11 protein-coding genes are annotated in these 11,508 nt (G+C 61.9%); all 11 read right to left on the reverse strand.

The genetic code is table 11. The features are described 5' to 3' along the window. Positions 1 to 193: 193 nt before the first annotated feature. A complete protein-coding gene (locus HV744_RS32985; RefSeq protein WP_246279311.1) occupies positions 194 to 964 on the reverse strand; it encodes an MgtC/SapB family protein in 771 nt (256 codons plus the stop codon). Then, the gene (locus tag HV744_RS32990) at positions 964 to 2,448 is read right to left on the reverse strand and encodes an MdtP family multidrug efflux transporter outer membrane subunit (RefSeq protein WP_175153504.1); all 1,485 of its coding nucleotides are present in this window, start codon (positions 2,446 to 2,448) and stop codon (positions 964 to 966) included. Before HV744_RS32990 ends, HV744_RS32985 begins: the two co-directional genes overlap by 1 nt. Next, positions 2,445 to 4,568 carry an FUSC family protein gene (locus HV744_RS32995; RefSeq protein WP_246279306.1) on the reverse strand — a complete coding sequence of 708 codons (2,124 nt, stop codon included), beginning with the start codon at positions 4,566 to 4,568 and terminating at the stop codon, positions 2,445 to 2,447. Before HV744_RS32995 ends, HV744_RS32990 begins: the two co-directional genes overlap by 4 nt. After that, positions 4,552 to 5,604, reverse strand: a complete 1,053-nt coding sequence (gene mdtN, locus HV744_RS33000) for a multidrug transporter subunit MdtN (protein WP_175153505.1) — start codon at positions 5,602 to 5,604, stop codon at positions 4,552 to 4,554. The genes HV744_RS32995 and mdtN overlap by 17 nt, the downstream gene beginning before the upstream one ends. Positions 5,605 to 5,619: 15 nt before the next feature. Then, entirely contained in the window at positions 5,620 to 5,946 is a 327-nt protein-coding gene (locus HV744_RS33005) for a YtcA family lipoprotein (protein ID WP_246279307.1), read from the reverse strand. Then, a complete protein-coding gene (locus HV744_RS33010; protein ID WP_175153506.1) occupies positions 5,931 to 6,110 on the reverse strand; it encodes a hypothetical protein in 180 nt (59 codons plus the stop codon). Before HV744_RS33010 ends, HV744_RS33005 begins: the two co-directional genes overlap by 16 nt. Beyond that, positions 6,107 to 7,111: a LysR family transcriptional regulator gene (locus HV744_RS33015; protein ID WP_175153507.1), complete on the reverse strand. Its 1,005-nt coding sequence runs from the start codon at positions 7,109 to 7,111 to the stop codon at positions 6,107 to 6,109. Before HV744_RS33015 ends, HV744_RS33010 begins: the two co-directional genes overlap by 4 nt. Before the next feature lie 78 nt (positions 7,112 to 7,189). Continuing rightward, the gene (locus HV744_RS33020; RefSeq protein WP_175153508.1) at positions 7,190 to 7,444 is read right to left on the reverse strand and encodes a hypothetical protein; all 255 of its coding nucleotides are present in this window, start codon (positions 7,442 to 7,444) and stop codon (positions 7,190 to 7,192) included. Next, positions 7,401 to 7,982, reverse strand: a complete 582-nt coding sequence (locus HV744_RS33025) for an HAD-IA family hydrolase (protein WP_175153509.1) — start codon at positions 7,980 to 7,982, stop codon at positions 7,401 to 7,403. Before HV744_RS33025 ends, HV744_RS33020 begins: the two co-directional genes overlap by 44 nt. Positions 7,983 to 8,057: 75 nt before the next feature. Beyond that, entirely contained in the window at positions 8,058 to 9,740 is a 1,683-nt protein-coding gene (gene aspT, locus HV744_RS33030) for an aspartate-alanine antiporter (RefSeq protein ID WP_175153510.1), read from the reverse strand. Between the two features lie 84 nt (positions 9,741 to 9,824). Beyond that, entirely contained in the window at positions 9,825 to 11,498 is a 1,674-nt protein-coding gene (locus HV744_RS33035; protein ID WP_175153511.1) for an NAD-dependent malic enzyme, read from the reverse strand. Between the last annotated feature and the right edge of the window lie 10 nt (positions 11,499 to 11,508).

Consider the following 11,508-nt stretch of genomic DNA (forward strand, 5'->3'; position numbering starts at 1 on the left):
TTTTACGAGGCAACGCATAGTGACTAGCACCTGCGGACAACGGAGCTCATATCACTAGAGGGAGCTCATTTGCGGCCCCTCGATCCCACCGGCAGTCGACCGTAGACGACCCGTTGCTGCCATCGAACCAGCCGCAACCAACGTCTCCAACTACCTCCAAAGCAGTCACCGTCGCGTCAACAAGCCAATGCGATCAGGTGGTGGATCGAGCTATGGTGAAGCTCTCGACATGCGGCAAGTCCCGGAGCTCTGTTGAAAGCTGCGCCAGCGCATTGGCATGGCGGCGGGGATCAGCGACGATAAGGAACTGAATCGAGCATCTTCCGGCGTCGTATGAAATCGAAAAGCTCTCCGGCGGAATGGAAAAGCGGCGCATCAGCGCAAAGTGATCAATGGCCTCCTCGTGCAGTCGGTAGTTCGCTGCAAACTGCACTTTGACGGTCAACGCGGTACGCGCGGGCAGAATGCGCTCCACCGTGGGCATCGCTACCATGCCCAGCAGCAGCAGGCCTGTCAATCCGACGGCGGGCGCGAAGAGGCTCGTGCCGACAAGAATGCCGATCACGGCGCAGGCCCACACCGACGCAGCCGTCGTCAGTCCGCGCACGTTGCTGCCGTCCTGAACAATCAGTCCTGCGCCTAGAAACCCAACACCAGTCACGATACTGCCAATCACGCGAGTAGGGTCTGCAGTCCCCCCGGCGCCACCCAATGCCCCCGCGTACCAAAGCTGCGGATATCCGGCCAGTATCGTAACAGCGCATGATGCCATGCATACAATGGCGTAGACCTGCGTTCCTGCCGCCCGCCCACGGAAGTGTCGTTCGTAGCCGACGAGCGAGCCCAACACGAACGCGCCAGCCAGATGCAATGCAATCGAAGTGTTTGCGGACAGCATTTGTGTGTTCTCGCCAATGGCAGCACATAAAGCGTCTTTCAATCCGTCAGCGGGCAGTTTGATCATCACCGTGGCGTCAGCACGACGGGGGCTTGCGCACGGTATCCGCCGCCGAGCGCCTTCGACAGCGCAATATCCTGACCCAACTCCTGCCCATTGATGTCGAGCAGCACCATCCGCTCGCGTATGACCGCCTCGCGCGCCTCCATCGCCGTCACGCGGCTTGCCAGACCACGCCCATAATGGGCGTCCGCGCTTTCCTGCGCGAACGACACTGCGTCGATCTTTTGCGCCTGCAGCGTTGCCTCGGCATCAAGGTCTTGCAAGCGGCTCCCTGTCACCGCGACGTCTCGCACCGCGTTCAGCACAGCCTCATTGTATTGGGCGATCAATGTGTTGCTGGCGGTGCGCGTACCGGTCAGGTTGGCGTTGAGCCGGCCGCCGTCGAAGATCGGCAGATAAAGGCCGGGAATCAGATTGATCTGCTGGCTCGCATGGGTAAAGAGGTCGACAAGATGTAATGCGTTGACACCAAAGAACGCCTTGATGTCGAAGCTCGGGTAGAACGCGGCTTTGGCTGCGTCGATCCTGTTGAACGACGACTGGACGTACCAGCGCATGGCTTGCAGATCCGGACGCCTTGCCAGCAATTCATAGGAAAGCGTAGCTGGCAGGGCCGCCTGCGGTGGTGGGAGTGAAACGGGTTTGATAGCGCCAAGGTCGTCAGGTCCGGCGCCAATCAGTGCGCGCAATGATTCACACAACTGCTTGACGCGCGCCCGGGCTGCCACGACCTGTCGCTCCGTCGCCAGCAGTTCAGCCCGCGCGATTTCGGTCTGTGTCAGCGGCTCGAGGCCACGCGACGCACGGGCGGCGTGCGCCTCGAGCGCGAAAGCTTCAACCTCACGCAACTCCTCGATAAATTCGATAAGCTGATAGTTCGTCTGAATGCCGTAGTAAAGCTGCGCGACATCAGCCGATATCTCGAGCTCGACCGCAGAGGTCTCCACCAGTCGCGCATTCTGCACGCCGATGGCCGCTGCGACCTGCGCGCGCTGCTTGCCCCAGATATCGACGTCAAGGCTCGCGCCAACTCCGACTATGCCTTCGGTGTACCAGGGTCCGGATGCACCGATCAACGGCTGATTGGCTGAATAGGGCCCCAGAAATCCATTGGCCGAAACGCGTTCGCGATCCAACGCGCCCAGCGCCGTTACTTGCAAGTTCATACCGGCGCGTATCAGATCCACGTCCGATTTCGCCTGCGAAACGCGTGTGCGGGCGATGATGATGGTCGGCGCACTCGTCAGCGCCCGGTCGATCAGCGCATCGAGCTGCGGATCGCGGTATTCGGTCCACCATCGGGCAGATGGCCAACCGTCGTGCGCGAGATGGATGTCGTCGGCTATGCGGATCTTCTCCGGTTGAATTTCTGCGAATGGCCTTTCATCCTTGTGAATCAGCGCGCAAGCCGACAGGCCGTGCACGAGCGCGACCACCAGGCTCACGCGGAGCCACCGGCCGGAAAGACCGACTGAACGAATGGTCATGTTTGTGACGCTCGCGTGATATATGCAGTGTTGGTCGAGGCAACGTCCCACCCCGGCAAACTCGACACCTCATTTGCCAGATTGCGGGCTCGGACCAGCAATCGATCGTATGCAGCCCGTGCCGCATCGTCCCGCAGGCGCGCAACGTCGGAGGCACGACGGTCGATGAGGGCGTTCAGCGAAACGGCGGATGGTGACCTGACGGCCTGGGGATGATCGCTGAGGTTGCTCGCATAATCGTCCAGCGATCCGGCCAGCGCATCTTTGAGCGCCGCGACTGCGGCTTCAGTGCCCTCCGGTATTCGCAGTGCGTGTCGTTCCGCATCGAAGGCATCTGCCGCCAGCAGGATTTCGCGGGCTTGGGCGAGCATCGTCTGGATGCGTAACGTCAAGGCTTCCTGCTGCCCTTCGCCCCATTGCCAGCCCGGCTCCAGCGCGACGCGCGCGGACATCGCCTCGCAATCCCCGAGTTCGGCCCATAGCGGCGCGGGAATCGGCCCCTTTTGCTCGTCCTGCCTGAGATGCGCGCCGACCTGGCGTAGCAATCGAGCAAGACGCTGGCGCAGCGGTTCGCCTTCCGCTTCGGGCCAAAGGCTTGCATGAACCACGGTCGACACTGCGACGCCCAGCAAAATCCCGATCATCCGGTCGCGTACCTCGGTCAGATTGGTGGTAGGCCCGAAATGCTCGAGCAAGGCCAGCGCGAACGTGAACATGAGCTGCGTGCCGGCGTAACTGATGCGCTCCGAGCCGGCGGTCACCCATGCGCCGAGCGCGATCACCGGCAGGGACATCATGAGCAGACCCACGATGCCGTCGATGTGCGGCACGATCCACACCAACATCGCCAACGCGAGCAGGCTGCCGACGGCCGCACCGCCGATCCGTAATATCGCGCGCTGGCTCGATGCGCCGAGGCTCGGCTGCGCGACGATCAGGCAGCTCAGCATGATCGTATGGATACCCTGCCAGTCGGTCGCGACATAGAAAACGTAACTGAACATCGCCGCCATCAGCGTCTTCAGCGCGAACTGGGCATAGACCGGATTCGTCAACGCGTCCGGCACCATCAGCCGATCCTTTTCCGCGTCCGATTCCTTCGCGTCAGGCGTAGCCGAACGATCGGCGAACGACAGCAACGCACTGCGCATGTCCAGCAGCGCGCCCGGCACCCCGTCGCTGATCATGGTCGCCAGTGCACCCGGTGCCACGAAGCGTTCGCCTGCCTGGATCGCACGGTCGAGTTCGCGACACGCAGCGCGCAGCGTCGGAACCCTGTCGGCGGAAATTCCCTCCGCTGAAGCGGGCAGATACAGGGTCGCGGAATACAGCCGCGATACCGCGGCAACGCGGGCGAGCTGCAGCGCCTGGTTCCGGCGGTATTCCGGGTCACGCATCGTCGCGAAGCGCAGCAGCTTCTGCAGTGTCAACATGCCTGTCTGGATGTCGAGGGCGCTCAAAGCCGGTGCTGTCGACGCGCCGCGCTCGAAGTCCCCGAGGCGTGCATCGACGACGCCCAGCTGACGGCGCATTGCCGCATCGAGTTGCTGCGCCGGCTCCGCAGGCAGGAACAGCGTGTTGATAACGAGCGTGAGTGCGATCGCGTAGTTGACGGCGACCCATACCCACATCACGAGCCGCACAAGCAACTCGGCCTGGTCCGTGAGGTCGACAAACGTCTGCACGTAGATGACGATGATGCCGACGATGAAGAAGACGACACCGATTTTCACGACCCTCATCAAGTACACGCTGACGAAAAAGAGCACGCCCGCAGCCAGAATTCTCAGCAATGCGTAGTCATACGTCAGCTTCAGCACCAGCATGGCGCTGCCGACTGCGACTGTCGACCCGATGAAAAATAGCACGCCGACCAGCCTCGTCATGACGACATTCGCCTGCGTGACGTAAAAGACGACAATCAGCGAAAGTGCAAGAAAGGGAATCTGCAATGCCATCGACGCGATGATCACGAGCGCACTTGTCAGAACGCAACGGAGCATCACGTTGACTCGTCCTGGATACGGACGGACCTCGTCGCCGACGAAGCGGGCGAACCGCTGGAAACTGCACGGCAGGTAATCGATCATGCTCATGCCGCCGTCACCGGACCGTTTCACGCGTGCCGCCTTGATCAAGCGACGCCACCGCCGATGTGCCGACCCTGAACAGCGCCGGGTCGGGGTTGCGTACCGCGATCTTGACCGGGAAGCGTTGCGACACATGTACCCAGTTGATACTGCGCTGCACCCTCGGCAAACCTTCCAGCACCACGCCGCCGTCATCGGGCAAAACGCCGTAGCCCACCGAATCAACCGTTCCGGCAAATCGCCTGCTGGTATCGCTCATCAGATACACGGTGGCCGGCGAACCGGCATGAATGTTCTTGAGCTCGGTCTCGCGGAAGTTCGCGACGACATACCAGTGCCGGGTGTCGATGAGCGTGAAGACTGGCTTGAGCGCCGACGCGAACTGGCCGACCGTCGTGCGCAAGGACACGACCCGCCCGTCGAAGGGTGCGCGAACCTCGGTGAACTCGAGATTCAGCTTCGCAATGGCAATCTGCGCCTCGACTTCGGCACGCTGCGCGACCAGCGCGTCGACACCGCTCACCGCGGCGGCAGCCTGCTGCGCCTGAAGCATCGCTGCATCCAGTTCCGCCTGCGCCGCGCGTTGTGCGGTGCGTGCACGGTCGACCTCTTCGGCCGATGTGTAGCCCTGCGACAACAGCGGTTCGGTCCGACGGAGCGTATCGGTGGCCTGATTGGCTGCCGCGCGGGCGCGTTCGACCCCCGCGCTTACCGATGCCGCGTTGTATTGCTGCGCGTTGACCGTGCGCTGAGTGAGCGCGATTTGCTTGTCGAGCACATCGAGCCGTCCCAGCGCCTGGTTCAGCGCATCCTGATACCGCCGTGGATCGATCCGCAACAGCAGGTCGCCCTGCCTGACCGCGTCGTTATCGCGCACGGGAAGTTCCACGATTCGCCCGTCGACTTCCGGCACCACGTTGACGGTATCGGCATAGATGTAAGCATCGTCGGTGCGCGGTGCATGATCCAGGCGCCACAGCACGAAACCTGCCAATAGCAGCGTGATGAGGACAATGATCAACGCGGGAAATTTCTTGTTGCGCGATGCGCCGGCAGTCTCGGTCATGAGCGGTGCACTCCATCAGTGAGAGAAAATGATCAGCCAGGCCGCCATGGCAAGCGATGCGCTCAGCGCCGGATAACTGACAGCCAGCGGGGCAATCCAGGACCGCACGCCGCGCCTGCCCAGCGCGACATGTACGACGCTCGTCGCAGCAACCCCACCGGCGATACAGAACACCCAGTCGGGGAAGCCAGCGCCAAACAGCGCGATCGACGGTGCGAACGTGCGCCCGCACAGCAACAGACTGCCGAACATCGCCAGGAACTGGCCCGCGCGTGGGATGATGAAACCGCGAATCCTGCTCGTCCAATGCGCGCACCCCAAAGCATTCAACACGTCACCCATGGCCAGATCGTCTCCGCGAATTCCGATAACTTGCGATCCGCATGGCGGTGAACAAACGAATCCGCCTTCGGCGAAGCAAAGAGGCCAATGCCGGCGACAAGCATTGCGATGTACAGCACGACGCGCGGATGTTTCATGCAGACCCAGTTCAGTCCATGGATCATCGCGCGCTCCCGTCCGTGATGCTTTCCGCCAACAGACGCCGAGCGGGAGCGCCTGTCGAAGGCCGGATGCTGATGCCATGCGCGGTGCTTTGTTCCGAAGACACGGGACGAAGCAGCTCGATGCAGCAGTCGATAAAGGCCCGACTGCTCGCCGGCATGAACTCCCGTGACGGATAGACGAGACACAACGCCACCCCGGCGCCGTCTTCCGTGTAGTCGGGCAGCACACGTTCGAGCGCGCCGCTTTGCAACGCATCGCTCACAAGATCCGACGACACTAGCGCGATACCCATGCTCGCCATCGCGCACATTCGGAGCACGGAGTCGTTTGCGCAGAGCGAGCACCGGATTCGACATTCCTCGGTTTGCGATCGTTTACGAAGGACGAGCCTGCGTTCGGTTCGTCGCCCCCGGTCTGGAGCGTGCATGAATGTATGACCGCACAAATCGGCGGCCACTCGGGGGCGACCGTGCGAATCCAGATATGACGTCGATGCCACAAGAATCCGTGGGGACGTACTGATCAGCCGGGTTATCACCGTGGTATTGACAATCAGGTCCGGCGGAAGGATGCCGATGTCATACGCGCCGGCTACGAGGTCGGTTCTGGTGTCGCTGATCGCGATCTCCAGATCGACTTGCGGAGCCCGCGCCCTGTATCCAGCGAGGATCCGCGGGAGCGCCGAAGCGGCGGCGCCCGGGTGCACGACCAGCTTCAGCGTGCCGGACAATTGCTGCCTTTCCGACTTCAGACGCAGTTCCGCCGCCTCGATCTGTGCGAGGATGCTTTCGCAACATTCGTAGAATGCGCGCGCGGTTTCCGCCAGGCTGACTTGTCGTGTCGTGCGGTGGAAGAGTCTCGCCTGCGATCGCGCCTCGAGATCTGCGATCGCTCTCGAAATGCACGATGAGGACATGCCCAAACTATCGGCCGCCCGCGTGAAGCTCTGCAGCCTGGCAACGGCCACGAATATTCTCAATTCGGTCAAGCGTTCCATCATTTTCTCCGTTCCTTGCGCGCGAATGCGCCGTCGCGAGTTCGACTCGTGGTCGCCTGTATCTCGAAACGTGGCCTTGCGTCAGCTTCCGTGGATCAGATTGAACAGGTCGCCGCCGAATATCACCATGGCAACCAGCGATGCAACACCGCAACAGAACGCGACGGAGGAAGCGGTCCGCATCGCTTCGATCCGGCGGATCTGGCATTCGGAAACCAGTTTCATTTCAAGCACTCCTAAAATATGACCAAAGTGTGTCTGCATCAAACCCCAGCGCACCGCACGCTTCAGATCAGATCCACCGTCCGCCCTGCTCATCGGGCTGTTGTACGGCACTCAACGCGCCTTTGGGCCGGCGCCACGGGCTCGGCCCGCCGATCAGTTCAGGCAAATCGCACAGATCGTCGATGACCTGCAGACACGGCAGTTCCGGGACCGGTTGATCCGCGCCGCGACCGTGGCTCACGCGGATCATCGCCATGCCGGCCGCCTGCGCGGCCATCGCGTCGATCAAGGAATCGCCGACATGCAATGCGTGCGCCGGCTCCACCGCGAGCGCGTCGCATGCATGAAGCAGCGGCGCCGGGTCCGGCTTGCGTTGCGCGAGCGTGTCACCGTGAACGATGATGTCGATCCACGCTGACAGTCCGGACTGCCGCAGCAGTGGCGTGACAAAACGCATCTCCTTGTCGGTCACAATACCGAGCTTCATTCCCATTTGACGCAAACTGTCGAGCGCCGCTTCGACGCCCGGGCGCAGCCCGCTCAGTGCGCGATCGAACACGTCGCCGATATCGGGTGGTTTGTGCAGGAACGAGCCCTCGAAATCGAACAGGACGGCATCGACGGGCAGGATACGTGTCATGATTTGCATGCTTGAATCTCCTGACGTTGAACGGGTACTGCCTGGACGGCGGGAAGCGGCGCGCGGCAAGCCGCGCGCATTCAGTTAGAAGACACGGACGACGACGATGGTCAGCAACGCCATCATCAGTCGCGAAACCGCATAGCCGGTGGCATAACCGATCGCGGGAACGTTGGATTTCGCGACTTCCTGCAACGAGCCGAGCGCGGCGGTCGTCGACCGCGCACCGGCGCAGGCGCCCAGCAGGATGCCCGGGTGAAACTTGAAGACGTAGCGTCCGACCACGAGGCCAACGAGCAATGGCACGATCGTCACCAGTGTTCCGGCGAGAAACAGGGAGAGACCATAATTCTCGATGCCTCCGACGAACCCCAGCGCAGCATTGAGACCAACGCAGGCGATGAAGCCATTGAGCCCGACGTTGTTGAACACCCAGATCGCAGGGGCCGGAATGTAGCCGAACGTTCGCATCGTCGAGCGCAGATGGCCGCAGATGATGCCGGCGACGATCGCGCCGACTGCGGTGCCGACGCTGAACGGGATGCCGCCGACATGGATCGTGAATGCGCCGACCAGACTGCCGGCAACAATGCCGAAGGCCATGAAGGCCATGTCCGAGCCTTCGACCGGACGGTCGGCATAGCCGAGCACTCGGGCGATCTTCGCGACGTCCTGCCGGGCACCCAGGATATTGAGTACATCGCCGCGCTGGATTCTTGTTTCACGTTCCATCGGCATGGACACATCCGAGCGTGTGACCTTGTTGAGGAAGACGCCGCGGCCCGGCTCGTCGAACAGGGTGTCGATGATTTCGCCAAGCGTCTTGCCCGCATATTCCTTGCTGGTGACGACGACGTCGAGCCGCTCGGTCGGAAAGTCGAGCAGCGGCACGTCCTTCACCTCCGGACCGAACTGGCCCTCGTGGGCGAGAAGGGCCGTCAGACTGCCGGAGACAGCCAGAACGGCATGCTCGGTAACCACGGTGTCGCGGGTACAGTCCACGATCGCGGCTTCATCACCGTTGCGCATCCTCAGCACAAAGATGTCGTGGTTGAAGAACGCTTCCACTTCGCGCACGCTCTTTCCAATGAGCGAAGGATTGGTGACACGAAATGCCCGCGCCGAATATTCGCGGTAGGCCGTCGTGCCGACGGCTGTGCGGCCCCCGTGATCGCGTTCGTATTGCTCGCACTCCTTGGCGAGGTCAAAGCGCAATAGCTTCGGTGCGATGTTGGCGAGCAGATATGACGAGCCGACCGTACCGAACGGATAGGTGACGGCATACGAGATCGGCAGAAGCGCCAAGGCGCCCTGGATCTGCGCCCGTGACACACCGGACTGCTGGATCAGGTCCGTGGCAACACCTAGAACGGTGGAGTTGGTATAGCCGCCCGAAAGCAGGCCGGCAGTCAACGCCGCGTTGTAGCCGAGCATTTTTCCGAGCACGATGGCGGTGGCCGTCCCGGCTACGCAGACGATCACCGAAAAGATCACGTGCGGCAGACCATCGCTCTTGATCGCGCGAATGAACTGCGGACCGACGGTATAGCCCACCGAGAACAGGAACATCGCAAAAAACGTGGCCTGCAGCGCCGACGGAAGCTTGATGCCGATCTGTCCGACCAGAAGGCCGGCAAGCAAGGTTGAAGTGACAACGCCGAGACTGAACTTGCCGAACTTCAGGTTTCCGATCCAGAAGCCGACGCCGAGTGTCAGAAAGAGCGCTATCTCCGGATATTTCTGGAGTGTATGGACGAGGTATGGCATGGCGAATGATCCTGCTTGGGGTGGGTGAGGCCGGCCGGCGGATGAGCGGCGGTCGGCCCCGAACGTCGCTCGCGAGCGCGCTTCTTAGTAAGTCGGGCGGTAGAGCAGGCTCTCGAGCCACGCACGAATATCATGTGGCCGCTCGACCTGCGCGAGGCCCGCATCGAACATGTGTTCCGCGATGCGGACGGCTGTGGTGATTTCCGTCTCGAGGATGTTGTCCTGGCTCGGGAACAGCATGCCCTTGGCCTGCAACGACGGGCCGATCTGATCGGCTGTCGCGTGGGCGGCGACGATGAAGCATTGGTCGGTCAGGCGGGTCGGGTGGCACGCATAGGTTGCAAGGCCAATCGCCGGATAGATATAGAAGTTGTTGGCCTGGCCGGGCCGGTGGTGCTTGCCGTTCAGCTCGAACTCGGGAAACTGGACGCCCGCCGCAAAGAGCGCTCGTCCCTGAGACCAGGTGTAGGCCTGTTGCGCCGTGCATTCAGCCTTCCTGGTCGGATTGGAAAGCGCAAAGATGATCGGACGCTCGTTAAAGCGCGCCATCGCCTCGACCACTTCCTGGGTAAAGGCACCGCCTTTAGTGGACACGCCGATCAGCACGGTCGGCTTGAAGTGCTCGAGAACCTCGAGCAGGTTGTTGCTCGGTTTGTCGTCGCGAGCCCACAGCTTCTGCATCTCGGTGAGGTCGCCGCGCGAGGACTCGATCAGCCCGTTGATATCGAAAAGCCGGATACGCTTCCTGGCCTCCTCCGCAGAGAGGCCCTTGCTTTGAAGTTCGGCCGTGATAAGCCGGGCAATGCCGATACCGGCCGACCCCGCGCCGAGGAAAAGGAACCGCTGATCGGCGAGCTTGCCTCCCGTCTGCTTCAGGCCGGCGGTGATGCCGGCGAGTGCGATGGCCGCGGTACCCTGAATGTCATCGTTGTAGCAGAGCACACGATCGCGATAGCGCTCGAGCATACGGATGGCGTCGGTGCCCTTCCAGTCCTCGAAATGCACGCAGCACTTGGGGAAGACTTTCTGGACGGCCTCGATGAACTCTTCGGTCAGCTCGTCGAGCTCGGCCTCCGATATCGGCAGGTCGCGTGTTCCCATGTACAGAGGATCAGCGCGCAGTTGTTCGTTGACGGTGCCGATGTCGAAGAGAACAGGCAGCAGGCAGTCCGGCGGAACGGCCGCGCAGGCGGTATAGAGCTGCAGCTTGCCGATCGGGATGCCCATGCCGTTGGCGCCAATATCGCCGAGGCCAAGAATGCGACCGCCAGTCGACACGCAGATGAAACGGACGTCGCTTTCCGGCCAGTTGCGCAACACTTCGGCGATTCTGCCTTTCATGTCGCGCGTAATGTACATGCCACGGGCGCGTCGATACAGATTACCGAACTGGAGGCAGGCGTCGGCGACTGTCGGGTCGTAGAGAACCGGGATGAACCGCTTCGGATTGGACATGATCGTCCGGTAGAAGACCGTCTCGTTTCGGGCTTCGAGGTCGATCAGATAGACGTAGCGGGCCAGATCGTCTTCGAGTCCGTCCAGATGAGACAGGACGCGCTCGACCTGACGCTCCAATGGCTCGACGGCGTGTGGCAGCAGCCCCTCGAGCCCCAGCCGGCGACGTTCTTCGCGAGAAAACGCCGTGCCCTTGTTATGCGTCGGGTCATGCAGCAGCGCGGCTCCGGTAAGCGGTGCGCACACGGGTGCCGCGGTCGCGACGGAGAGCGTTTCGGTTTCAACTACATTGCGGTTAGCCATGAATGCAAAA

Source organism: Paraburkholderia ultramafica, from assembly GCF_902859915.1.
In the GTDB taxonomy this organism is placed as follows: domain Bacteria; phylum Pseudomonadota; class Gammaproteobacteria; order Burkholderiales; family Burkholderiaceae; genus Paraburkholderia; species Paraburkholderia ultramafica.

Excerpts from the sequence above, each read along its gene's own strand:
- mdtN (WP_175153505.1), bottom strand. The coding sequence starts at position 5,604 with ATGACCGAGACTGCCGGCGCATCGCGCAACAAGAAATTTCCCGCGTTG.
- HV744_RS33025 (WP_175153509.1), bottom strand. The coding sequence starts at position 7,982 with ATGCAAATCATGACACGTATCCTGCCCGTCGATGCCGTCCTGTTCGAT.
- HV744_RS33005 (WP_246279307.1), bottom strand. The coding sequence starts at position 5,946 with ATGGGTGACGTGTTGAATGCTTTGGGGTGCGCGCATTGGACGAGCAGG.
- HV744_RS33035 (WP_175153511.1), bottom strand. The coding sequence starts at position 11,498 with ATGGCTAACCGCAATGTAGTTGAAACCGAAACGCTCTCCGTCGCGACC.
- HV744_RS33015 (WP_175153507.1), bottom strand. The coding sequence starts at position 7,111 with ATGATGGAACGCTTGACCGAATTGAGAATATTCGTGGCCGTTGCCAGG.
- HV744_RS32985 (WP_246279311.1), bottom strand. The coding sequence starts at position 964 with ATGATCAAACTGCCCGCTGACGGATTGAAAGACGCTTTATGTGCTGCC.
- HV744_RS33010 (WP_175153506.1), bottom strand. The coding sequence starts at position 6,110 with ATGATCCATGGACTGAACTGGGTCTGCATGAAACATCCGCGCGTCGTG.
- HV744_RS32990 (WP_175153504.1), bottom strand. The coding sequence starts at position 2,448 with ATGACCATTCGTTCAGTCGGTCTTTCCGGCCGGTGGCTCCGCGTGAGC.
- aspT (WP_175153510.1), bottom strand. The coding sequence starts at position 9,740 with ATGCCATACCTCGTCCATACACTCCAGAAATATCCGGAGATAGCGCTC.